Below are 23018 nucleotides of genomic sequence, written 5' to 3'. Positions count from 1 at the left end.
TAATGAAAGGCCGACTATTTTCGCCCGGAAAACTGCTTTTAACTTCAGAATATACCGTCCTGGACGGCGCTCTGGCTCTTGCCGTACCTACAAAATGGGGGCAGGAGCTTTTTTTTGAGGAAATAAGTGACGGAAGATCTACGATACATTGGGAAGCCTATCTCCAGGATGAGCTTTGGCTCAGCACCGAAATTCGCTATTCGGACTGGCAAATCACGTCCGCTAACCTGCTTCCGGCGGCTGAGTTTGTCTTAAAGGTTTTAAAGAACACTGCGCGCTTGTCTTCAATTAAATTTAAAGAGAATACCTCTTACCGCATCCGTACGAACCTACAGTTCCCCGCAAATTTTGGCTTGGGCAGCAGTTCAACGCTGATGAATAATATGGCCGAATGGGCTGGCATTAATCCTTATGAACTAAATGAGGCGAGTTTGGGCGGAAGCGGTTACGATATAGCGGTTGCAAAAGAGAAATCAGCAGTTCTGTATCAGATTTCAGGGCAGGATAGACGGGTTCATAAGGTTGATTTTAATCCTGTTTTCAGTGATGAACTTATTTTTATTCATTTGAATCAAAAACAGGACAGCCGCGAAGGTATTGAACACTACCGTGCACTACCGTATGATCCTGAGTTGATTGAGTGGTTTTCAGACCTGACACATAAAGTTGTGAATACGGTTGAAATTGATACGTTTTCAAATTTGATGGAAGCGCATGAGCAAAAATTGTCAAACGCGCTTTTAATAAAGACCGTGAAAGAAAGATACTTTTCAGATTGCCCTGTTTTCGTGAAAAGCCTTGGTGCGTGGGGCGGAGACTTTGTAATGAGCCGGAAATTTTCGGGTTACGAGCGTTATTTTTCGGAACGCGGATTTAGCTGTATTTATACCTGGTCTGAATTAATTCTCTGATTATCAGGATGTCTTAAAGACTTGCCGTTTGTGATGAATATCAGTACTTTTAGAACCGACAATACCCTTAGATATCATTAATTTTGTCATTCCAAAAAGTAATCAAACAGAAATACAAGAGAGTCATGAAGAACATCAAAATCATTCAGCAACTACACGATTTGGGAATCACCGGTTACCAGGAGGTAATCTACAATCCGAGCTACGAAGAACTTTTCCAGGCAGAAATTTCTCCGGAGAACAAAGGTTTTGAGCGCGGCGTGGTGACAGAATCCGGTGCAGTGGCAGTAAAAACTGGAATTTTTACAGGACGTTCTCCAAAAGACAGGTTTATAGTAAAAGACGACAGTACGAAAGATACCATTTTCTGGGACGGAAAAGTAAATCTACCTACAACACCTGAAATCTTCGAAAGCTGCAAGCAACTTGTGCTGAAACAGCTTTCTACCTCAAAAAAACTTTATGTAGTAGATGCTTTTTGCGGCACAAACCCTGACACGAGACTTAAAGTTCGTTTTATCATGGAAGTAGCATGGCAGGCGCACTTTGTAACCAATATGTTCATCCGTCCTTCAAACTATGAACTCGAAAACTTTGGGCAACCGGATTTTATCGTGATGAATGGTTCTAAAACTACCAACCCGAACTGGCAGCAACAGGGATTGAACTCTGAAAACTTCGTGATGTTCAATCTTACCGAGAAAATCCAGATCATTGGCGGCACCTGGTACGGCGGCGAAATGAAGAAAGGGATGTTCGCGATGATGAATTATTTCCTTCCGCTAAAAGGCATGGCATCGATGCACTGTTCCGCAAACGTGGGCGAGGAAGGCGATGTAGCGCTGTTCTTCGGACTTTCGGGAACGGGTAAAACAACACTGTCTGCAGATCCTAAAAGATATCTTATTGGCGACGACGAACATGGTTGGGATGATAATGGCGTATTCAACTTCGAAGGTGGCTGCTACGCGAAAGTGATTGACCTTTCCGAGGAAAAAGAGCCGGACATTTACAAAGCCATCCGTCGCGATTCACTTCTGGAGAACGTAGTGGTAAATGATGAGGGTGAAGCCGACTATTCCGACAATTCAATCACGGAAAATACACGTGTTTCCTACCCGATTTATCACATCAGCAAAATCGTATTGCCATCAAAAGCAGGTCACGCGAAGAAAATCGTTTACCTTTCGGCAGATGCATTCGGCGTTTTGCCTCCGGTTTCTGTTCTTAATGAAGATCAGGCGCAATATCACTTCCTTTGCGGATATACTTCTAAGTTGGCTGGGACGGAGCGTGGAATTACCGCACCGGAACCTTCGTTCTCGCCGGCCTTTGGTGAAGCGTTTTTAACGCTGCATCCTACGATGTACTCTAAAACTTTAATCGGTAAAATGAAAGAGCACGGAGCGAAGGCATATCTGGTAAATACCGGCTGGAACGGTACAGGAAAGAGAATTTCACTTAAAGATACCCGCGCAATCATCGACGCGATCATCGACGGCAGCATTGATAGCGCAGAAAAAACGACAATTCCTGTAATGAATCTTGAAATCCCGACAGCATTACCTAATGTTTCTGAAGGCATCCTTGATCCACGTGACAGTTACGCGGACGCGGCAGAATGGGAGGTGAAGGCACGCGATTTGGCGGCACGTTACATCAAGAACTTCGAGCAGTACTGCGACAATGACGAGGCGAAAAAGCTCGTCGCGGCTGGCCCTCAATTATAAAATCATTCACTTAAAACTTTAAAGATCCTTTAGAACTTCTAAAGGATCTTTTTTTGTGATGGCAATTTGAATATTATTTAATTCTGATCTTTCCGCCAAAGGGTGACAGCGCATAATAGACCAGTTCACTGCCGTTTATGGCTTCAAAACCTTCAGACATGAAAATATAGCGATCGCCCTGTTTTTTATAAAGATAAACAACGGTTTGGGGCGTGATTTTAGTTTTGGGAACGCTCAGAATAAGGCAGAACATCTGTTTGTCGTCGTCGAAGCGCCAGTCTTCGCTGTCAAAGTTGCAGGCCTTGCTTCTTTTCCGGAATATATTTAGATTCATCATTGTGTGTTTCAGCAAAATTAATATTAATCCGGCAGATATTCGGTACAGAAACTCCAGTTTTTCCTGTGTTTTACATAAATTCACCTGCAAAGTGTGAGATTCAGATAATCAAAGATGAAAATTCAGGCTTGGAACCGCTCCGGGAGACAGAGTACACGAAATTGAATGAAGAAATATAAAATCGTTTAAAAATAAAATAACCTACTGAAAAACAATAGGTTATATTTTTAAAAGTGGAGTTGGAGGGATTCGAACCCTCGTCCAAACAAGCAATACATAAGTTTTCTACATGCTTATTCTGTATTTGATTTTCGACTGCAAACAGAGCACAGACACCCAATTTACAGCTTAACTTCTAAAATTTTCGATCCCGGACCGAAGTCTCCCGGGACTTATTTCCGCATTGCTATGCCTCAGGTTCAAACGCCGCAGAACAGAGCGTTTGTGAGACATCTTGCCTCCTTACTATGCTTCGGGAGAGCGCAGAATCCTACTATGATTCGGATTATGCTGCAAGAGCAAACTCTTGGTCGCCAGTTAAAATTGTGTAGCAAGGGATTAAAGAGATCGCGCTACGGTTCTCTGCATGCTTACTTACCCATTGGTCTTGCTGTCGAAACCAGTCAACCCCATGTTATAAGGTTACAAAGATACGCAATAAATTTTATTTTTTTTTGGGCGTGTCCCTCGGTCGGTCTTTACAGCGCGGCCGCCTGCGGCGGCCGCGCCTCCATTCCCTTCCTCGGGCCGGGCTATCCGCTCTATCTTTTTTGGGAGGCGGCCCGGTGCCGCCTCCCAAAAAAGGATGCCGCTTCTATCCCTCCCGCGGCACCCGATTCCTCAAAAAATTTGATAAAATAACATCCGAAAAACTTCTAAATTCAGAAAAACTCTTAAAACGCGTTAACTTCGGTTAAACTTCCCAAAGCATCTTCAAAATAAATCTACTTTTAGAAAAAATTAGCATTGAAAACAAAACTACTCCTGCTTTCCTTCCTTCTCATGGCCCTTTCGGCCCACGCTCAGGAATACATCTTCGGAAAGGTGCGCTCCGAGTTTGGCTCTGAACTGCCAAATGCGCTCATTTTAAATACCCGAACCGGTGAAAAGGTAAATTCCGATAAAGACGGAAATTACATGATCGGCGCAAAACCTTCAGACGAACTGCGTTTTGTAAAAAGCGGCTACGAGCGTTCGTCAACAAAGATTTCAACTTACAATTATTCCGGGCCGCTTAATATTTCCCTCACGCACTCAGCTTATCTGATAGAAGAAGTAGAACTCGCCTTTCAGGCATCGGGTAATTTAAAGAAAGATGTAAAATCTCTGGATCCACCGAGAAGGGTTGTTGCGCTCAATTCTTCAATGGACTCTTATATGCGAACTCCACCAACAGAATCTTCGCCTAAACTTATAACTCCGTCTGCATTTGCCCCAAAAGATTATAATGCCGGACAGGTCGATATGGTAAAGGCCGTGTCTGCTCTTATAGGCTTGGTAAGTAAAACAACCAGTTCGCCAATTTCTACCGCGAATTATGCGGAAACTCAAGCGTTTTACCGACGGATCAAAGCAGAACTCGATCTCAGCTTTTACACATCCAGAGGATGGACCGAAGAGGATATTGACAAATTTCTTATTTATGCCGATAACAGTTATTCGCTTGCGAAAAAATACCGGAAAAGCTTCAATGTCGTGGCGATCCTTTCTGATATGAAAATGGCCTATCAGGAATATATTAAAACCCACAAAGTAGGAACGTGATTTTACAGAGGACCAGAAATAAAAATCTGAGTTTAATTTTTTTTCTTAACTTTAATAATAAATCGTTAGACCAAATGAACCGCAATATCATCGCCATCGCCATCGCTGCCGCAGGTTTCATCATCGGGCTTGCATTTCTCGCAAGTGCGATCAAGAACCGGAACCAGTCTGATAATACCATTTCTGTCACTGGTTTGGGGACAAAGAAGTTCACTTCAGACCTTATCGCCTGGAGCGGAAATTTCTCGCGAAATAGTTTTGAACTTAAATCAGCCTACGATGAACTCGCGAATGACAAAAAAGTGATCGAAAACTATTTAATTTCAAAAGGAATCCCGAAAAATGAGATGGTGTTCTCGGCAGTTGATATCCAAAAGCAGTTCAACTATTCCACAGACAACATGGGCCGGAGTCAGCAGAGTTTTGCCGGTTATCAGCTTTCGCAGCGCGTGTCCATAGACAGCAAAGACGTGGCAAAAATTGAAAACCTTTCGCGAAACATCACAGAAATCATTAATCTTGGAATTGAATTCACCTCCTCGCCGCCAAATTATTTCTACACGAAACTGGCAGATGTAAAACAGCAGATGATCGCTGACGCCACCAAAGATGCCAAACAGCGAGCCGAAAGAATTGCCGAAAATGCCGGTTCCAAACTTGGTAACCTTAAAAAAGCGACAATGGGCGTCACACAGATTACGGAGCCCAATTCAACGGAAGAATTCTCTTACGGTGGCACTTTCAATACTTCTTCAAAGGAAAAAGAAGCCAGCATTACGATAAAACTCGAGTATCAGGTCGATTAATGTGACCGAAGCTTCCCAGCTGCGACAGGAACAATCATTTAATTTCACACTTTGTTTAAAAGAATTTTAAACTGAGGATCTCAATTTTTAGCAGGGATTTTGATTAGGATTTGTAAATCAAATCCATTCCGCATGAGAACACTTGTTTTTATTCTGGCTTTAATCACCGTTTCGTGTACAAAAGAAGAATCGGTCAAATCCAATAATCAGGTAATTTCGGATTCTACTTCCACCATATTACAAAACGATTCAACGCCTGCAACCCATCCTCAAGCCGGTGTTGTTCAAGTTGATTCCACAAAATCTTCTAATTATAAAGGTTTTAGAACGGTCGAACAAGGTAAAATCATAAAAACCATCAACGGTGACATGATTCCGCTTACACTTACCGATGAATTTACCGAGGACAAGCAACAGTACATCTTAAAAATTAAGAATTTCACGAGCAAAAACATCTCCGGAACCATTACAACTGAAAATCCAGACATGAACATCCGTTTCAATCAGGTCCGCCTACCGAACGGCGAATATGACGGTCCTTTCGGGCGCGAAATGATATATAAAATCCACGAAAATGGGGAAATTTGGTTGCTCATCGGGAAAAGCAATATGGCATCGGGCGAATCTAAAGGGCGCTTTTCTGTCTCAATAAAATAGTGATTTGCAAGACGTTAAACTTACGTTAAAATTTTCAGTTGGTATAGTTTCTGTCAGACGGTTTCAATATTTAAATAATCGTACTATGAAAAATCTACTATTCGCGGCTGCGGCTGCCACTTTTACGCTTACCGCGTGCTCCACGGTTTCTTCAATTCTTCAGAACACTTTTCCGTATACAGCTACCGTTTTGGTTACGTCGGGCTCCCCGGCGAATGTTCAGCTTTCAGCAGTTTCACCCGCGCAGAGTATCAACCAGCTTACGGGCGCAGGTGCGAATGTGAAAGACATCCGAGTTTCATCGGCCACAATGTCGGTTGATTCTAATACGAGCATGAGTATGTTCAAATCGGTACGTGTGTATCTTTCAAACAATGGCGGGAACGAGGTGATGGTAGCATCGCGGGATGTAGTACCCGAAAATGTAGGCAGTTCGCTTTCACTTGATATCAATACATCCACTACTTTGGATTCAATGATGAAATCAGGTGCCGTGCAGGCAAGGGTGGTGTATGTTTTAAAACAGTCTCCAACCTCAGATATTTCGCTCAAAACGTCAATTGGATTCAGCAGTGTTCCTGTTACCAATCCTTAATATAGAAGCCGGACAGATTATTCTGTCCGGCTTTATTTTAATTAAATTTTTATTTAAAGTCTTGTCTGCTTAACAATAAACTACATCATAGATTTCCTCCTTGATCCAGTCGGTTTTCTCTGGATGCCAGTTCGCCAGCAGCCACAGCTTTAGTGCATTTTTATCAGGTTCGTAGCAAGGCTGCTCATAATTTTCGTCAATGACTTCGAAACCATTTTGTCTGTAAAAGCTGATGCGGCGTCGGGCGTTTTCGTCAAGTGTTCCCGGTTCAGCTTCGAGAACGATATGTGTGTAGTCTTTGCAGAGATCGCTGATCACATCGGAACCGTATTTTAGGCTGCGGAATTCCGAGAAAATTTCAAAATGTTCGATGAAGACGAAACCGGTAAGTTCCCATGAAATGATGTAGCCAATATTTTGGAGATCATGAAGGATTGAAAAAACCTTTACACTGGGATTTGAGAATAATTTTTTAAACTGTTGCGCGCCCCGTCTCTCGTCTGGTGGGAAGGTAGCACAATAAAATGCATAGATTTCTTCAGCGCGGTAATCATCAGGAGTGGGGATGTGCAGATATTCCATATTAGAAAACGAAATTTGATGTCTTCCCTGCAAGATTTGAGCCTAAAAAACTTTCTAAAGGTCAAACACGCTTGGCCGGCGGGTAATGAAGATATCTTTTACCCAAAGCGTGAAGGCTAACCCCAGATAAATGAGAAAAAAGACACCGGCTGTAGCAAAAGTAGAGTAGATAAAGAACACCCGAAGTTTCGACACCGGAATGCCAAGTTTGGCGCCCATACGCGTCAGCACACCGAACCATTCTTTTTCCATTGTATGCCGGAGGTTATTGAACATTTCTTCGTTTTCTTTTGTGTAAAAATACTAAATTTTAAGAGGAACTGTTTAGAATCTTCTCTTTCCCAAAGTTTTTGTCTACAATGACAGGGACAGAAATCTAGTGCTCATGACGATCATTATGTCCTGCCTCCACACTGCAGAGCACCGAAGCATCGTGTGTATGTGCGCCGGTCTCCAGTTGTATCGTAACATGATGGATGTTAAGATGTTGCAGCTCATGATCTATTTTACCGAGCAATACCTCGCTTTCGGCAACGGTAAGGCTGTCATCTACCACGGCGTGGCAGGTCAGCGCATTCAGTCCGCTGGTGATTGTCCAGATGTGCAGGTCATGGATACTGATAATATCACCGGTTTCTAATATCTTTTGTGTCACTTTTTCAATCTGAACGTTGTCCGGCGTTCCTTCCATCAATACATGAACGGAAGATTTTGTGACCAGATAGCCACTTCGTAAGACCAGAAGCGCCACTATTACGCTGGCAAGCGGATCTGCCCACGCCCAACCCAGGAATATAATGAGCAACGCCGCGATAATTGCGCCCACCGAACCCAGCATATCACTGATTACATGCAGGTATGCGCCGCGCATATTCAGGTTTTCTTTTACATCGGAGCCGCGCATCATGATGTACGCTACCACTGCATTCACGAGCAAACCGACTCCGGCGATGATAAGCATTCCGTGCGAGGCGATTTCGGGTGGGTTTCTGAACCGTGCAACCGCTTCAAACATAATGTACACCGAAATAAGGATAAGCGTGGCACCGTTGAGAACCGCTGCCAAAATCTCAAACCGTTTATAGCCGTATGTTCTCCGGTAATCCGCTGATTTATTACTGAACGTGAATGCCATCAGCGCTATGAACAATGAAACCGCATCACTCAGCATATGCCCCGCGTCCGCGAGCAGCGATAAGCTGTTGGTGATGAATCCACCAATGACTTCCACCACCATGTATGCTGAGATAATACTCAAGCAGATGATCAGGGTTTTCCGGTTTGCGTGATGGTTGTGATCGTGATGCTGTGACATTTTTAAATTAATTTTTTGCCTGCAGGAAATTGATTGAAACCGTCGCAAGCTCCGAATCCGGATATTTTTTAAACAGTTCCTGGTTTACCTGCAAGCCAACTTCATCACAAATTTTATGAAAAACATCTACTTCCAGGATGTATTGGTCAGAAAATCCATGCGTTGCATCATATGCGGTCGCGGCGGTTTCGCCCAGATGATGGCTTGTAAGTTCCGGGGCTAAAGTATGAAGTTCGATTACCAACAATCCGTTTTTGCGGATATACGGCAACCAAAGACTAAGATGTTCTTTCAGGTTTTCTTCCACAAGTCTGTTCGCAATTCGTTTGCCACGAAACGCAAATGCGCCAGTGGAAGTGGAAACACGGTCTGGAACAGGATCTTTCGGCTCTTTCCAGATTCTGTTGTGATCCAGGAATGTTCGGATATTCAGCAGGTCTCCAAGGTCTATTTCGTAGTTTTCGCGGAGATCTTTTGCGAGCAGATTCGGATTTCCGATATCGCCCCAGATTACTTTCGCCCAAATGTCATTATTGATGAGGTTTGCGCGCGTTACATTCAGTGCGGCCTGGTTATAATCTGCGCCTACAAGGAAAAGAGGATGGTCTTCGAGCATTTTTCCGCGCAGCGTATGCCGCTCGATGGTTTCAAAGATGTGCTGTATGAAAGCTCCATTACCACAGCCCATATCCAAAATGCCTTTTGGCTGCAGGTGAATTGGTTGGTTGAAAATCGAAATAATGAAGTCTGTCACTACTTTGAAATAGGTGGAGTGCGCGCCACCACTTCCCCAAACATTCATCTTCCGGTTTACGTGGATTTCATCTTCATTTTCAGATTCAGGCCGCAACCCGTCAGCTTTTCCAAAAACCAACTCTGCCACACCGCTCAGCATGGGCAGATAGGAGACGGTAACTCCATACGATGCAGCTCTGCGCGCGAAATACAGTCCGGTCTCAGTGAATTTAAAATTTGAATTCGTTTTCGTAAACCAACCTAAATCTTTGAGAAAATCCAGGATTTTTTCAAAATTCTCTGGTTCTTTGTGGAATTCTGCAGCCTGAAAAGATGTTTCCATGAAATATTTGTGGAACATGCCGCTCATACCGAGTTGCACAATGATGGGCCCTGCCAGGCAACCTTCGATATGTTTCAGGATTTGCTCCGCAATCTTTACTTCAGTTTGATCTGATGATATTTGAAGGTCGAAATTATTTTTAAATTCTTTGAATACAGCCACAAGTTTTGAGAACGCTTCCGGTTTCATATTCTGGAAGTCAAAATCTGAAGCCTGTGCTAAAACCGGTAGAACCCTTTGGTACAAATGCCCAAAACTAAGTAAGTGCTGTGTATTTTCGTTGGCTGAAATGTGTATTGTATCTGTTGCATTATCCACGAAATAGTTTAAGAAACCTTGTGAAGCCAGAACCCGGATTGCCACATTCAGGTAACCTTCATTTACCGTAAACAGTGCGGAAAGTTCTGTGAGTGTAGTGTTTCGGCTTTCGGCAATTTTAACTAAAACGCCCCTTTCGAGAAGTGCCGCAGCAACAGGCGCTGTGACAATACCATCGAGATGCTGAAAGATTGTGCTTCTGAGTTTCCTTTTATCCATAGTGATTTTGGTGATTTAATATCAGATAAATATAGAAAATTTTAAAGGAAAACAGTAGAGAGAGCGCTTTAATGGAGTAGCTTCTTGAAAGCAGTAACTAAATGTCCTTCCTGCGTTTACATTTACTTTAATCACTTAAATATTACTAAACGCACGACCCGCGTTGCGAAATAAAATATTAAAAATAGAAGTTCTAATTTTAGTCAAAATAAATCCGCGGCTTCAACTGAAACCGCGGATATTTATCTTGTTTAAGTACTTCTTAAATCGTTGTTAACCTTAGTGTATTGGTCTTACCGCCATCATAAGCCGGCGTAGCATTCAGGTTGATTACAAAATCACCCTGTTCAACGAAGCCGTGTGTGTGTGCAAGCATATTCACCTGGATGATGGTTTCATCGGTAGATTTCTGCATGTCATAATAGAATGCGCGAACGCCCCACAACAGGTTCAGCATCGTAAGAACGCGTTTATTGGAGCTGAAAACGATAATATTCGAATTCGGACGGTGTGCTGAGATCTGGAAAGCTGTGTAACCTGAATTCGTAAGGGTTACGATTGCTTCAACATTGGCAGATTTCGCAATTCTCACGGCCGCAAGACAAACGCGGTTTGTGATGAAACGTTCGTCAACACAATTAAATTCGCGCTCGATCGGCGAGTTTTTGTTCTGATAGAAGTGCGTCTGCTCGATGTTTTTCACAATCTTAGCCATATTGCGTACCACATCCACAGGGTAGCGGCCGACGGACGTTTCGCCCGAAAGCATCACGGCATCAGCACCATCAAGAACCGAGTTGGCTACGTCATTCACCTCCGCGCGTGTCGGCGTAAGGCTGTTGATCATCGTTTCCATCATCTGTGTCGCAATGATCACAGGTTTGGAGTGCTTCCTTGCAATTTCTACAAGGTTTTTTTGGATCGCAGGAACTTCTTCCATCGGAACTTCCACGCCAAGGTCTCCACGTGCTACCATCAAACCGTCACATTCCATAAGGATCTGCTCGATGTTGCGAACGCCCTCAGGTTTCTCGATTTTTGCGATAATCGGTGTCTTAACTTTATTTGATGGATGATTTTTAATGAGTTCCTTCAAGTCAATGATGTCCTGTGCATGGCGAACAAATGAAAGTGCGATCCAATCAAGCTCAAGATCAAGCATGAAATTGGCGTCTTCGATGTCTTTTTCGGTAAGCGCCGGCAGTGAAACATTGGTGTTCGGCAGGTTTACCCCTTTTTTAGAACTTAGTGGTCCACCCTGAATCGTTCGGGCGCGCACCGTATCGATATTGTTAGTCTCTACAACTTCAAGTACGAGTTTTCCGTCATCGATGAGGATTCTTTCGCCCACTTTCACATCTTGTGGAAACTGCTGATAGGTCATATAAACCCGCTCAGAATCGCCTTCAATCTTTTCATTAGTGAAGGTGAGAATATCTCCTGGGTTCAGGTAAGAGCCTTCTTTTACGACGCCAACGCGCAGTTTAGGACCCTGAAGGTCACCGAGAATCCCTACTGAAAATCCGTACTCCTGGTTTAGTTGACGGATTGTCTCTACATTTTTTCTTACTAAATCGTAATCAGCGTGCGAAAAATTTATTCTGAAAACATCGGTACCGGCCTGGATAAGCTGCAGCATCGTTTCTTTGTCAGATGATGCTGGACCCAGGGTCGCGATGATTTTGGTTTTTTTTAGATATTTATTCATAATATTGAAAGCTTTGATAAAGCTCCTCGGAAGGATTTAGCATGAAAGACTGAATTTTAAACATCAGATTTTCAGGATGCAAAATTAAGGAAAAATCATCAAACGGCTCGGATGTTTTGATTACATAATCCACCTCCGGTGAATTGGGAAGGAGGAAACGGCATTCTTCTTCGCCGGAAAAGAGCTCATTAGCCAGCTTTTTCTGTACACTTCGGATAGATTTGTTCGAAATGAAATGAATACAGATCTTCGAGTCTGTGTGATAACCTTCGAAACGTGCGAAGCTGTGGTCAAAGTACGTTCCTCTTAAGACAAAATCTTTTATCCGGGTAAACTGGAATGTATTGAGCGCATTGATTTGGTAGAAAAGTTCAAAATCCGGAATCTCTTTCGCGAGTCTTACTAGGCCAATCTGTATAGGATCGGGTTCAGAATCGAAATTAAGCCGGATCTTTTGAGTTTTCAAGGATACTTTGTTTTTTATTTAAAATGTAGAAGGCACGCTGTGCGGCTTTTTCTTCTGCTTTCTTCTTGGAAGTTTCGGTGGCGTTGGCCACCTTTCGGTCATTGATCCAGATGATGCTGCGGAAAACAACCTGCCGTCCGGGCTGGGTTTCCTGAAACGTATCGTACCTGATCTGTTCCTTTTTCTTTTGAGACCACTCTAGCAGAAGACTTTTATAACTGACGATCTTATTTTCGAGCTTGTTGATCGAGGAAGGGGTCAAAAGCCTTTCGAGTACCACTTTCTTGCATGTCTCGTAATCTACATCCAGGTAGAGCGCACCGATAAGTGCTTCAAAAAGGTTTCCCGCGATGTTTTCGCTAAGTGTAGACGGAGTTTCGGTTTGCAGGATATCGATCAGACCTAATTCTTCACCCAGTTTGTTGAGATTTTTCCTGTTGACAATTTTGGATTTCATTTGAGTGAGATATCCTTCGTTTGCCTGCGGATAGGTAGAAAAAAGGTGACACGAGATGATCGCACCTAATACGGAATCGCCCAGAAATTCGAGACGTTCGTAATTTTTAAATTCTTTTGAACTACCGGTTTTTAAAGAAAATGCTTCACGGTAGAGATTGATATTGTAAACGCTGCAACCTGTTATCTTGCTGATTTCCAGACTTAGCAGGTAATCTTTCTCTGAGAGATTATTTTTTTTCGCACTAAGGAATTTAGGAAAATATTTCTTTAACTCCATCAGGGATTTCTTAGATTTTTGCGAAAAGTACGCATGCGTTGTGTCCACCGAAGCCAAAAGTGTTACTCATGGCGACATTTACCTGTTTTTCAACAGCGTTGTGGAATGTAAAATTCAAACGGCTGTCGATATTCTCGTCGTCAGTAAAATGGTTGATTGTAGGAGGAACCATATTGTGAATGATGGTATGAACGGCTGCAATAGCTTCAATAACACCTGCTGCACCCAAAAGGTGACCGGTCATTGACTTAGTGGAATTGATCTGAATATCAAAAGCATGGTCTCCGAGCAGTCTTGAGATCGCATTTGATTCTGCTATATCACCAAGTGGAGTAGAAGTGCCGTGCATATTGATGTGGTCTACATCATCTGTGGAGAGACCTGCATCATCCAGACAGTTTTTCATAACCAGATAAGCGCCGAGGCCATCTGGGTGAGGAGCCGTCATATGGTGTGCATCAGCACTCATACCGCCGCCTTTCAGCTCGGCATAGATTGTGGCACCGCGTTGTTTTGCGTGCTCGTATTCTTCAAGGATAATAGTTCCTGCGCCTTCGCCCAACACAAAACCGTCACGGTCTTTGTCGAAAGGCCTGGAAGCTGTTGTAGGATCATCGTTGCGCGTTGACAGGGCCATCATCGCATTGAAACCTCCTACACCGCTCGCAGTAACAGCCGCTTCGGAGCCTCCGCAAACAATGACGTCCGCTTTGCCAAGCTGGATAAGCATCTTAGCGTCTATGAGTGCGTTTGCAGATGATGCGCATGCGGAAACTGTTGTGTAGTTTGGGCCATGGAAGCCGTACTCAATGGAAATCTGACCGCCTGTGATGTCGGCAATCATTTTAGGTATAAAAAACGGGTTGAATCTTGGAATATCAGTGTTGGCCCAGCCTAAAACTTCGTTTTCAAAGGTTTCTAAACCTCCGATACCGGAACCCCAGATTACACCGACACGGTTTTTGTCGATATCAGAACCCATAATGCCGGAATGTTCAATAGCTTCCCGGGCTGCTACAATGCCAAGCTGCGTGTTTCGGTCCATTTTTTTGGATTCTTTCTTTTCGAAATGATCCAATGGATTAAAGTCCTTTACCTCGCAGGCAAACTTGGTTTTAAACTGAGTGGCATCAAAAAGAGTAATTGGAGCGGCACCGCTCACACCTTTTACAAGGTTTTCCCAGTAATCTTTGGCATTATTTCCAATAGGCGTAATAGCGCCAAAACCGGTAACAACTACTCTTTTTAATTCCATAAATTTTAATTTCTAAAAAATGCTATTATTTGTTTACTACCTCTTCGATATAGGTAATAGCGTGACCAACAGTTGTAATTTTTTCTGCTTGATCATCTGGGATCTGAATGTTGAATTCTTTTTCAAATTCCATGATAAGTTCTACAGTATCCAGGGAGTCTGCGCCTAGGTCATTGGTAAAGCTAGCCTCTGGTGTTACTTCTGTTTCCTCAACGTCGAGTTTATCAGCAATAATAGCTTTTACTCTTGATGCAATGTCTGACATAGTAATTTATTTTTATTAGTTGTTAATAGCTGCAAATATATAAAATTCTTTGGCAATCGGAATTATTTTACGAAAATATAGCCGCAATAGCCGGGCCATTTTAGCCTTTAACCGCTTGTTTTTTGACCAAAAAAAGCCCGATTTTCATCGGGCTCTGAAGGTTTGATATGAGTTATTTTTTTACAACCTTGAATGATTCGTTTTTACCGTTCTCTAGAATAGTACTTACGATGTACATGCCTGGCGCCAGTCTGCTCATGTCAACTCTGCCATTAACAAGTTTAGCGGAAACCGGCATTTTCTGGCCGTTGGCATTATAGATGTGAACAGTCTCCACTTTGATCTTAGAATCGATGTTCAGGTAGTCTTTTACCGGGTTTGGATAGAAAGATACGTTTCTTGCCCCAGATTCGCTTACTGCTGCTACGGTACAGTCTGCATCAATCATCATATTGCTGTCATAATGCTGACCCGGCGCGGTGTCACTTGTAACCTGTGCCCATGTTGCGCCACCGTCTGTAGAAATGTAGTTAGACTTGGTATTCCAGCCTTCAGTATACTGATGACCGATCCAGTACATGCTGGTATTGCTTGCAGATATTGCCTGAAGTGAGATCCAGTATCTTGTGTCTGCGGCTGCATTCACAGGTAGCGTGTAGCCACCAAGGTTCACCTTAACCGCGAATGTTGGATAACCTGCGAATGTATTAGGTAGCGCTGTAACACTTGCCGGAGCTGCATTCGTGATGGTATGTATCACTGTTCCAGGTGTGTCAGTCGCGGAGTTGCTCATAATCTGGATGTTGAATCCTGATATATCTGCTCCACCCGCTGCTGATAATGGTACAATATCAGCGGTAACGCTTTCGAGTTTATAGGCTGCGCTTTCCATTGGTACAAAGAAATCGTTAGCAACCGCATAGTTCAAAGTAGTATTTTTAATGATGTTGCTGGCAAGGTCTGGTGTGCCGCTATACGTTTGGTCGCAACCGTAATCCGGCTCCACTGGCGGAGTGCCGCACTGTACAGATCTTGTATGCGCAGTAGCAGATGTACCGCTGCCACATGCCACGCTGGTGTGAGAGTAGAATCTTATAACACCTGTAATATTAGAAGTCCAGGATATCTGACCAGTGCCCCCTGCTAAGATCGTGGGTGTAGCGGCGTTGTCAGTAATGGTGATATAATAAGCAGCATTTGAAACTTTAAATGTATAGTTTACGCCACTTGTAACGTTGAGTGATGAATATTCTCCTGTCCAGCCCTCTGCAGTTATCGTATACATGCTACCATTACAGTTCGGGGTAACGGTTGTTGTTGGATACTGGCCGTTTGGTGCAGTTGTACATCCTACAGGAGCAATTTTCAACGTGTAATCCTCGGTTTCACCATATACACCAGGTGCGCACGGGTCAGTTACAGCCGGGTTCGAGGAGCCTGTTGCAGCTACCATTACTCTCATTCTGTAAGAACCGGGAGCAAGTGTAGATGGAATTGCGATGTTTCCGGTAAGCGTAGATACAGTATTATTAGAACCCGCACCTATCTCTCCCAAAAATTCGGAACTCTCAAATGTTTCATTGTTGTTAAAATCAACCCACACAGAAACGCGCTCGAACCAGCCGTCTCCTACGGTAACCGAGATTGGGTACGACTGTCCCGCAACTATAGTACCGACCATTGCTGTATAATCACCATAACCGTTAGTACTGCAGGTAGTGGTATTATTAATTCCGGCTACAGTAACGTTTGTAATTAAGTCTCCATCGGCGCAGTCTGAAGAAGGGAGACAGTACGCAGACGGCATCTTCGCTGTAGCGGTGCTCAAAGATGGGCTGGTAATCAGTTGAGGATTTTTTGGGTGTACTGATTCTTTTGCATTTTGGGTGTTCCGCGCATTTTGCGAAAAACACAGAAATGGCAGCATCAGGACCGCCAACACAGGTAGTTTTTTTCTCATTTTTAAAAATTTAAATTAATTAATGAATGATTTTGGACTCCCCTAAGTTAGAAAAAAAATTTAAATAAAAAAGACTTTTGTTGCAGAATCGGTATTTTAAATGAAAAAATACAAGAATTTAATATGAACTTGCTAATATTAATGCAGTGTTAATAAATGACTCAAATCGCTTATGATACCTGAAACCATTCGTTGAAGAGACTTGCTGCCAGCCGCGCTGTTCGATTGTCCTGGTCATAACCCGGATTTACTTCCGCTACGTCCAATGCACGGAGTTTGACACTGTCTAGAATTCGTCGATAAAGGTGCATGAAGGCTGCGTCAGCAAAAATACCGTTATGAGATGCTGCTGAAACGCCGGGTGCAATAGCGGCGTTGAAGGTATCCATACAGACCGTCAGATACAGAATATCAACGGCGGACATGAATGCGTCAAGCTGTTCATAAAGTTTCGGTAAATTTTCAAAGTACAGTTCGTCAGCGAGGATGTATTGCATCCCAAACTGGTGTGCGGTATCGAACAGTTTAAGCGTGTTCGAATTTTTTTGAATGCCCATGTGAAGCGAATTAAGTTCACCCTCCTGCGCGATCTGGCAAAAACCTGTCCCCGAACTAGGCCCAACCGCGGGATCAGGTTCGCGGTTGTCAAAGTGCGCATCAATGTTGATGATGCCTATTCTTCGATCGGGAAACGCGTTTTTCAGTCCTTGATAATGTGCATACATCACCTCGTGACCGCCTCCCAAAACCACCGATTTTCCTCCTGACATCAATGCCTGGCCCACTTTCTGCGCGAGTTCTGCTTGCGCTTTCTCAAGGTTTTGGTCTTCACAGTATACATTCCCGAAATCGCGCAATACAAATTCAGGCTGGATAACCGGGAAGTTGGTCATGTTTTGACGGATGATGTCCGGCGCGTCTTTGGCGCCCACGCGGCCTTTATTCCGGCGAACGCCTTCATCAACCGCGAATCCGTGCAAAACGAAATCTTTAGGTTTGATTGAAGCGTAATCCGTGTCCAGCTGTACACGCTGAAAAATCCTGTGATGAAGCGGATCTTCTCCATCAAACCTACCTTGCCAAATCATCTGGGAATTCTGTTTTGAAGGTTAAGATATTTACACCGCTAAGCGCTGTTTCGCTGCGTAAGCCATCGCAGCTTCCTTCACCCAGGCATGTTCGCGCTGTGCTTTGCGTTTGGTTTCAAGCCGTTTTTTGTTGCACGGCCCGTTTCCTTGCAGTACTTCCATGAATTCATCCCACGGAAGCTCGCCAAATTCATAATGTTTGGTTTCCTCGTTCCATTTAAGCTTATCATCCGGAATTTTCAAACCTAAAAATTCTGCCTGCTCCACAGTTACGTCTACAAATCTTTGCCGAAGGGCATCATTGCTTTCACGTTTCACCCGGTAAGCCATAGATTTTTGAGTATTTGGTGACGCATCGTCGTTTGGGCCAAACATCATTAAAGCTGGCCACCAGAAGCGGTTCAGCGCATTCTGTGCCATTTCTTTCTGCTCTTTGGTTCCTCTGCAAAGCGTCATCAGGATTTCATAACCCTGACGCTGGTGAAAGGATTCTTCTTTGCAGATTCTCACCATTGCCCGCGAATAAGGTCCGTAAGAATTACCCATCAGCATCACCTGGTTCATGATTGCTGCGCCGTCTACCAGCCAGCCGATTGCACCGATATCTGCCCACGAAAGTGCAGGATAATTAAAAATACTCGAATATTTTGCTTTTCCGGAAAGCATGTCGTGGTAGGTAGTATCCCTGTCTGCGGGCACTTCTCCGTTGTTCAGTGTCTCTGCAGCCGCGTACAGGTAGAGTCCGTGTCCGGCTTCATCCTGTATTTTTGCCATTAAAGCCATTTTACGGCGTAATGACGGCGCGCGCGTAATCCAGTTTGCTTCGGGAAGCATGCCTACTACTTCGGAATGTGCGTGCTGTGAGATCTGTCTTACCAATAATTTTCGGTAATCATCGGGCATCACATCTTTTGGTTCTACCTTGTTTTCGGCTTGAACATAGGCTAAAAATTTATCTCGATCCATCTTTTTTGTCTTTAATATTTCCTTTAAACGAAAAAGTTAGAGTTTCCCCTCGCGAAGTTCGTCCTTTATATATACGCCAACTTTTGCATCACTGAATTCGCCGGCGACGAAATTCACCGTTTTGTCGCTGTCAGCGATTTGATACTCTTTAAAATAATAAATATTGCCACCATCAGGACCTGCGACTTCTACTTTTTTATCTACGCAATGCCAGTAGTGGTTCCAAATGTTGAGTCCTTCGATTCGGAATTCCTCATTTTCACGAATAGCTTTTGCAAATTTCCAGTGGCTCATCTTACAGTTATTAGTTTAATTAGACATCATAGTTCAGCATCACCACATTCGTTGTCGGGTGGCATTGGCAGGTAAGTACGAAGCCGCGTTCCACTTCATCCTCGGTAAGTGCAAAGTTTTTCTCCATAAAAACTTCGCCCTCCATCACCTGTGCTTTGCAGGTACAGCAAACGCCGCCTTTGCAGGCAAAAGGTACCGGTAATTTTTCGTTAAGTGCCTGATCCAAAATGCTGTTTTTCTTTGAATTGAGATGGAATGAGTATTCATCATCGTCAATGATCAGGGTCACCATACTTTCAAGGTTTGGAATTGCCTTGAATTCATCACTCATCTCGGCATTCTCTTCGTCATCCGGTGCCGCATAATATTCGTACAAAATCTGTAAAGACGGGACTTTCTTCTCATTTTTAAGATAACCCGACACGCTTTTAATCATTTCAGACGGTCCGCAAATAAAGTAAGTGGCTTCACGCACCGGTATATCTGTAAATCTCTCGAGTAGTTCATCCAGCTTGGGTGCACAGATCCTGCCTTCAAAAAGTTCATCCTCAAAATGTTTTTCGCGCGAAAGCAAATAAACTACCTTCAGTCTGCCCGCAAATCTTTCTACAAGCGCGTCTATTTCGTCCTTAAAAATGATATCGTGCAAGCTTTTGTTACTGTAGAACAAATAAGCCTCACTTTTAGGCTCCTGATATAGGGCTTCTTTTAAATTGGACAGCACCGGCGAGATACCGCTTCCGGCCGCCAAACCAACGTATGTTTTCTCGTTGGAAGCATGATGGTTCGTATAGAAATGTCCTGCGGGCGCAGAAACTTCAATCGTTTCACCGGCCGCAAGCTGTTGGTTTAAAATTGTGGAAACCCGCCCGTCTTTCAGGTGTTTTACCAGGATTTCAAGCTCGCCATTTTCTTCTGAAGGCGCATTGACGATAGAATATGACCTGCGCAAATCTTCGTCGCCTGCCAGGAAACGTACATTGAGATATTGGCCCTGTTTGAATGAAAATTCCTGCTTCAGTGCGGCCGGTATCTCAAATGCGATATTTACCGAATCGTTGGTTTCCTTCGCAACTTTCGTTGTTTTTAAAAGATGAAAATGGTGCATATATTAATCTGACTACATTATTAATGTGATGAGAAACAAATATAATCTTTTTTGTAATTCGAGTTTTTAAATTGAATCCATGCTGTTTAATAATTTGACATTCAATGATTGTTTATTCGGAAAAATTGTCTTAAAACATTCGTGTTCAGTTGATTAAAACGGAAATTATGTCTGTAAATCGTTATGTTTTGGGCTCAAAGTATGGTTTTTGCTGCCACGAATTCAAAATATTCCAATATCAATTCAGATACAAAACTATTAATATGAACCTAAACCAATATACCGTAAAATCTCAGGAGGCTATCCAGAAAGCGCAGCAGATCGCGATGGAGTTTGGCCACCAAATCATTGAGCCACAGCACCTGCTCGAAGGAATTCTGCAGGTTGATGAAAACATTTCTGAATTTCTGATGAAAAAGTCTGAAGCAGAAGTGGGTCTTGTTCGCGAACGCAACCGTGAAAACCTCGAAAAATTGCCTAAAGTAGAAGGTGGAAACATTTATCTTTCCCAACCGTCAAACAGAATCCTTCTTGATGCGCCCAATGTAGCGAAGAAAATGGGTGACGAGTATGTGACGATAGAGCACCTCTGGCTTTCGCTGCTCGATGTGAATTCGGAGGTTTCAAAAATGCTCAAAGACATGGGCGTAACCAAAAAAGGGCTCGAAACTGCGATTGGCGAGCTGCGTAAAGGATCCAAAGCAACTTCGGCGAGTTCGGAAGAAACTTATCAGAGTTTAAATAAATATGCGAAGAATTTCAATGTTTTAGCCGCAGAAGGTAAACTTGATCCCGTAATCGGACGTGATGAGGAAATCCGCCGTGTGCTTCAGATCCTTTCCCGCCGAACCAAAAATAACCCGATTCTTATCGGAGAACCGGGTGTAGGAAAGACGGCGATCGCGGAAGGAATCGCGCACCGCATCATCTCCGGCGATATTCCGGAAAACCTGATGGATAAAACGCTTTATTCTCTCGATATGGGCGCGCTGATCGCAGGTGCGAAATACAAAGGGGAATTCGAAGAGCGCCTGAAATCAGTAGTGAATGAAGTTATTAAATCTGAAGGCCAAATCATCCTTTTCATTGACGAGATTCACACATTGGTGGGAGCTGGCGGTGGCGAAGGTGCGATGGATGCAGCGAATATCCTGAAACCTGCTTTGGCGCGGGGCGAACTTCGTGCGGTGGGCGCCACTACATTAAATGAATATCAAAAATATTTCGAGAAAGATAAGGCGCTTGAGAGACGCTTCCAGAAAGTGATGGTGGAAGAGCCGGATACGGAGTCGGCGATCTCCATTCTGCGCGGAATCAAAGATAAATATGAGGCGCACCATAAAGTCCGTATTAAAGATGAAGCCATCATCGCGGCGGTGGAACAGTCTCAGCGATATATCAGCGACCGTTTTTTGCCGGACAAAGCAATTGACCTGATTGATGAAGCTTCTGCAAAATTACGGATGGAAATCAATTCCAAACCTGAAGAACTGGATGTACTCGATCGCAGACTGATGCAGCTGGAAATAGAACTTGCCGCGATTTCACGTGAAGGCAATGAAATTAAAATCAATCATTTAAAGGAAGATATTGCGAAGGTTTCTGAGCAACGAAACGAAATAAACGCAAAGTGGCTTAAAGAAAAACAGAAATCTGAGGATCTTACCGCGATCAAAAAAGACATTGAGGCACTGAAACTCGAAGCGGAGCGTGCATCACGGGTAGGCGACTATGCGAAAGTGGCCGAGATACAGTACGGAAAGATTAAAGAAAAAGAATCTGAGCTACAGCAACTTGAACTGGAGATGCAGAACCATCAGAATGAGCTTATCAAAGAGGAAGTAACTGCTGAAAACATCTCAGAGGTCATCTCAAAATGGACTGGAATCCCCGTGACGAAACTGCTGCAGAGCGAGCGCGAGAAACTTCTGCACCTTGAAGACGAACTGCACAAAAGAGTAGTCGGGCAAAATGAAGCTATTGAATCAATCGCTGATGCTATCCGAAGAAACCGCGCGGGTCTGAACGATGAAAGAAAACCAATCGGCTCCTTCCTTTTCCTCGGAACTACCGGTGTTGGTAAGACAGAACTGGCGAAAGCACTCGCAGAGTATCTTTTCAATGACGAGAATAACATGACGCGGATTGATATGAGTGAGTATCAGGAACGGCATTCGGTGTCGCGTCTGGTAGGTGCGCCTCCGGGGTACGTAGGCTATGACGAGGGTGGCCAGCTGACTGAGGCTGTGCGCCGCAGACCTTATTCGGTGGTGCTTTTAGACGAAATAGAAAAAGCGCATCCGGACGTATTCAATACGCTGCTTCAGGTTTTAGACGATGGTAGACTGACGGACAATAAAGGCCGCGTGGTGAATTTTAAAAATTCCATCATTATAATGACGTCTAATCTCGGGTCGCATCTGATTCAGGAAAATTTTGAGAATATCACCGATGAGAATGTAACCGAAATTGTTTCAAAGACCAAAGATGAAGTTTTCGCGCTGCTGAGACAGACGCTGAGACCCGAATTTTTGAACAGAATTGATGAAACGGTGCTCTTCCAGCCTTTGAACCGAAAAGAAATCGGCAAGATTGTGCAGTATCAGCTTCGTGGCTTCAATAAAATGCTGGAGAAAAAAGGAATTTTCATGACGGCAACCGAAGACGCAGTAGATTATATCATGAATAAAGGTTACGATCCGAGTTTTGGTGCGCGCCCGCTGAAGAGAGTTTTGCAGCAGGAAGTGCTGAACAGGCTGTCTAAAGAAATCCTTGCCGGAAACGTGAAAGATGGTGATCGGATCACGCTTGATTATTTCGACGAAAGCGGACTGGTTTTCCGGCCAACTGAATAAAAATG

Annotated in this window: 22 protein-coding genes and 1 other RNA gene; 7 read left to right on the top strand and 16 right to left on the bottom strand. The window is 43.6% G+C overall.

The genetic code is table 11. From position 1 onward, the window contains the following. The first annotated feature begins 2 nt into the window (after nt 1-2). Together QEP06_RS05820 and pckA are read left to right on the top strand one after the other, a co-directional pair. Nucleotides 3-911: a GYDIA family GHMP kinase gene (locus QEP06_RS05820; protein ID WP_285269466.1), complete on the top strand. Its 909-nt coding sequence runs from the start codon at nt 3-5 to the stop codon at nt 909-911. 125 nt (nt 912-1036) lie between these two features. After that, entirely contained in the window at nt 1037-2641 is a 1605-nt protein-coding gene (pckA, locus tag QEP06_RS05815) for a phosphoenolpyruvate carboxykinase (ATP) (protein WP_285269465.1), read from the top strand. Nucleotides 2642-2714: 73 nt separating this feature from the next. Here the strand turns inward: pckA and QEP06_RS05810 are convergent, their stop codons facing one another. Beyond that, on the bottom strand, nt 2715-2978 hold the full coding sequence (locus QEP06_RS05810) for a hypothetical protein (protein ID WP_285269464.1): 264 nt from the start codon (nt 2976-2978) through the stop codon (nt 2715-2717). Nucleotides 2979-3209: 231 nt separating this feature from the next. Continuing rightward, nucleotides 3210-3609: a transfer-messenger RNA gene (ssrA, locus tag QEP06_RS05805) on the bottom strand. A 335-nt stretch (nt 3610-3944) separates the two neighbouring features. Here ssrA and QEP06_RS05800 point away from each other — a divergent pair. The 4 genes from QEP06_RS05800 (at nt 3945) to QEP06_RS05785 (ending at nt 6800) form a co-directional block, all read left to right on the top strand. Further along, nucleotides 3945-4742 (top strand): peptidase associated/transthyretin-like domain-containing protein, encoded by a 798-nt coding sequence (locus QEP06_RS05800; RefSeq protein ID WP_285269463.1) that lies wholly within the window; start codon nt 3945-3947, stop codon nt 4740-4742. A gap of 74 nt (nt 4743-4816) precedes the next feature. Continuing rightward, the gene (locus QEP06_RS05795) at nt 4817-5548 is read left to right on the top strand and encodes an SIMPL domain-containing protein (protein WP_251832800.1); all 732 of its coding nucleotides are present in this window, start codon (nt 4817-4819) and stop codon (nt 5546-5548) included. A gap of 132 nt (nt 5549-5680) precedes the next feature. Further along, the gene (locus tag QEP06_RS05790) at nt 5681-6205 is read left to right on the top strand and encodes a hypothetical protein (protein WP_285269462.1); all 525 of its coding nucleotides are present in this window, start codon (nt 5681-5683) and stop codon (nt 6203-6205) included. Between the two features lie 85 nt (nt 6206-6290). After that, nucleotides 6291-6800, top strand: coding sequence for a hypothetical protein (locus tag QEP06_RS05785; RefSeq protein WP_251832802.1), 510 nt, complete (start codon nt 6291-6293; stop codon nt 6798-6800). A 69-nt stretch (nt 6801-6869) separates the two neighbouring features. Here QEP06_RS05785 and QEP06_RS05780 read toward each other — a convergent pair whose 3' ends face one another. The 14 genes from QEP06_RS05780 to QEP06_RS05715 all read right to left on the bottom strand — a co-directional run bounded on the left by QEP06_RS05780 (nt 6870) and on the right by QEP06_RS05715 (nt 20158). Next, entirely contained in the window at nt 6870-7382 is a 513-nt protein-coding gene (locus QEP06_RS05780; protein WP_285269461.1) for an N-acetyltransferase, read from the bottom strand. 54 nt (nt 7383-7436) lie between these two features. Next, a complete protein-coding gene (locus QEP06_RS05775) occupies nt 7437-7658 on the bottom strand; it encodes a PspC family transcriptional regulator (protein WP_251832804.1) in 222 nt (73 codons plus the stop codon). A gap of 100 nt (nt 7659-7758) precedes the next feature. Further along, nucleotides 7759-8697 (bottom strand): cation diffusion facilitator family transporter, encoded by a 939-nt coding sequence (locus tag QEP06_RS05770; RefSeq protein ID WP_251832805.1) that lies wholly within the window; start codon nt 8695-8697, stop codon nt 7759-7761. Between the two features lie 7 nt (nt 8698-8704). Beyond that, complete coding sequence (locus tag QEP06_RS05765; protein WP_285269460.1) at nt 8705-10312, bottom strand: class I SAM-dependent methyltransferase; 1608 nt, start codon at nt 10310-10312, stop codon at nt 8705-8707. Between the two features lie 262 nt (nt 10313-10574). Next, nucleotides 10575-12020: a pyruvate kinase gene (gene pyk / locus QEP06_RS05760; protein ID WP_285269459.1), complete on the bottom strand. Its 1446-nt coding sequence runs from the start codon at nt 12018-12020 to the stop codon at nt 10575-10577. Then, nucleotides 12013-12486, bottom strand: a complete 474-nt coding sequence (locus tag QEP06_RS05755; RefSeq protein WP_285269458.1) for an IPExxxVDY family protein — start codon at nt 12484-12486, stop codon at nt 12013-12015. The genes pyk and QEP06_RS05755 overlap by 8 nt, the downstream gene beginning before the upstream one ends. After that, nucleotides 12461-13222, bottom strand: a complete 762-nt coding sequence (gene rnc / locus QEP06_RS05750) for a ribonuclease III (protein WP_285269457.1) — start codon at nt 13220-13222, stop codon at nt 12461-12463. The genes QEP06_RS05755 and rnc overlap by 26 nt, the downstream gene beginning before the upstream one ends. A 10-nt stretch (nt 13223-13232) precedes the next feature. Continuing rightward, nucleotides 13233-14477 (bottom strand): beta-ketoacyl-ACP synthase II, encoded by a 1245-nt coding sequence (gene fabF, locus QEP06_RS05745; RefSeq protein ID WP_285269456.1) that lies wholly within the window; start codon nt 14475-14477, stop codon nt 13233-13235. A 25-nt stretch (nt 14478-14502) separates the two neighbouring features. After that, complete coding sequence (locus QEP06_RS05740; RefSeq protein ID WP_015807007.1) at nt 14503-14742, bottom strand: acyl carrier protein; 240 nt, start codon at nt 14740-14742, stop codon at nt 14503-14505. Nucleotides 14743-14914: 172 nt separating this feature from the next. Further along, the gene (locus tag QEP06_RS05735) at nt 14915-16702 is read right to left on the bottom strand and encodes a GEVED domain-containing protein (RefSeq protein WP_285269455.1); all 1788 of its coding nucleotides are present in this window, start codon (nt 16700-16702) and stop codon (nt 14915-14917) included. Nucleotides 16703-16872: 170 nt separating this feature from the next. Continuing rightward, entirely contained in the window at nt 16873-17790 is a 918-nt protein-coding gene (hutG, locus tag QEP06_RS05730; RefSeq protein ID WP_285269454.1) for a formimidoylglutamase, read from the bottom strand. 30 nt (nt 17791-17820) lie between these two features. After that, nucleotides 17821-18756 carry a 1,2-phenylacetyl-CoA epoxidase subunit PaaA gene (gene paaA, locus QEP06_RS05725; RefSeq protein WP_285269453.1) on the bottom strand — a complete coding sequence of 312 codons (936 nt, stop codon included), beginning with the start codon at nt 18754-18756 and terminating at the stop codon, nt 17821-17823. A 36-nt stretch (nt 18757-18792) separates the two neighbouring features. After that, nucleotides 18793-19050: a hypothetical protein gene (locus QEP06_RS05720; protein WP_285269452.1), complete on the bottom strand. Its 258-nt coding sequence runs from the start codon at nt 19048-19050 to the stop codon at nt 18793-18795. 19 nt (nt 19051-19069) lie between these two features. Next, nucleotides 19070-20158 (bottom strand): FAD-binding oxidoreductase, encoded by a 1089-nt coding sequence (locus tag QEP06_RS05715; protein ID WP_285269451.1) that lies wholly within the window; start codon nt 20156-20158, stop codon nt 19070-19072. Nucleotides 20159-20421: 263 nt separating this feature from the next. On the opposite strand from QEP06_RS05715, the gene clpB reads away from it, so the two are divergent. Next, a complete protein-coding gene (clpB, locus tag QEP06_RS05710) occupies nt 20422-23013 on the top strand; it encodes an ATP-dependent chaperone ClpB (protein WP_285269450.1) in 2592 nt (863 codons plus the stop codon). The last annotated feature ends 5 nt before the right edge of the window (nt 23014-23018 follow it).

This window comes from Kaistella rhinocerotis (assembly GCF_030243905.1).
GTDB lineage: Bacteria > Bacteroidota > Bacteroidia > Flavobacteriales > Weeksellaceae > Kaistella > Kaistella rhinocerotis.
This window is presented reverse-complemented; position numbering and strand designations above follow the sequence as displayed.

Bases quoted from the DNA above. Each gene is read 5' to 3' on its own strand.
- QEP06_RS05770 (WP_251832805.1), bottom strand. From the start codon at position 8,697: ATGTCACAGCATCACGATCACAACCATCACGCAAACCGGAAAACCCTG.
- QEP06_RS05735 (WP_285269455.1), bottom strand. From the start codon at position 16,702: ATGAGAAAAAAACTACCTGTGTTGGCGGTCCTGATGCTGCCATTTCTG.
- QEP06_RS05765 (WP_285269460.1), bottom strand. From the start codon at position 10,312: ATGGATAAAAGGAAACTCAGAAGCACAATCTTTCAGCATCTCGATGGT.
- QEP06_RS05785 (WP_251832802.1), top strand. From the start codon at position 6,291: ATGAAAAATCTACTATTCGCGGCTGCGGCTGCCACTTTTACGCTTACC.
- QEP06_RS05775 (WP_251832804.1), bottom strand. From the start codon at position 7,658: ATGTTCAATAACCTCCGGCATACAATGGAAAAAGAATGGTTCGGTGTG.
- QEP06_RS05790 (WP_285269462.1), top strand. From the start codon at position 5,681: ATGAGAACACTTGTTTTTATTCTGGCTTTAATCACCGTTTCGTGTACA.
- QEP06_RS05820 (WP_285269466.1), top strand. From the start codon at position 3: ATGAAAGGCCGACTATTTTCGCCCGGAAAACTGCTTTTAACTTCAGAA.
- fabF (WP_285269456.1), bottom strand. From the start codon at position 14,477: ATGGAATTAAAAAGAGTAGTTGTTACCGGTTTTGGCGCTATTACGCCT.
- QEP06_RS05810 (WP_285269464.1), bottom strand. From the start codon at position 2,978: ATGATGAATCTAAATATATTCCGGAAAAGAAGCAAGGCCTGCAACTTT.
- hutG (WP_285269454.1), bottom strand. From the start codon at position 17,790: ATGATTTGGCAAGGTAGGTTTGATGGAGAAGATCCGCTTCATCACAGG.
- QEP06_RS05720 (WP_285269452.1), bottom strand. From the start codon at position 19,050: ATGAGCCACTGGAAATTTGCAAAAGCTATTCGTGAAAATGAGGAATTC.
- paaA (WP_285269453.1), bottom strand. From the start codon at position 18,756: ATGGATCGAGATAAATTTTTAGCCTATGTTCAAGCCGAAAACAAGGTA.
- QEP06_RS05740 (WP_015807007.1), bottom strand. From the start codon at position 14,742: ATGTCAGACATTGCATCAAGAGTAAAAGCTATTATTGCTGATAAACTC.
- QEP06_RS05795 (WP_251832800.1), top strand. From the start codon at position 4,817: ATGAACCGCAATATCATCGCCATCGCCATCGCTGCCGCAGGTTTCATC.
- pckA (WP_285269465.1), top strand. From the start codon at position 1,037: ATGAAGAACATCAAAATCATTCAGCAACTACACGATTTGGGAATCACC.
- rnc (WP_285269457.1), bottom strand. From the start codon at position 13,222: ATGGAGTTAAAGAAATATTTTCCTAAATTCCTTAGTGCGAAAAAAAAT.
- QEP06_RS05780 (WP_285269461.1), bottom strand. From the start codon at position 7,382: ATGGAATATCTGCACATCCCCACTCCTGATGATTACCGCGCTGAAGAA.
- QEP06_RS05715 (WP_285269451.1), bottom strand. From the start codon at position 20,158: ATGCACCATTTTCATCTTTTAAAAACAACGAAAGTTGCGAAGGAAACC.
- clpB (WP_285269450.1), top strand. From the start codon at position 20,422: ATGAACCTAAACCAATATACCGTAAAATCTCAGGAGGCTATCCAGAAA.
- pyk (WP_285269459.1), bottom strand. From the start codon at position 12,020: ATGAATAAATATCTAAAAAAAACCAAAATCATCGCGACCCTGGGTCCA.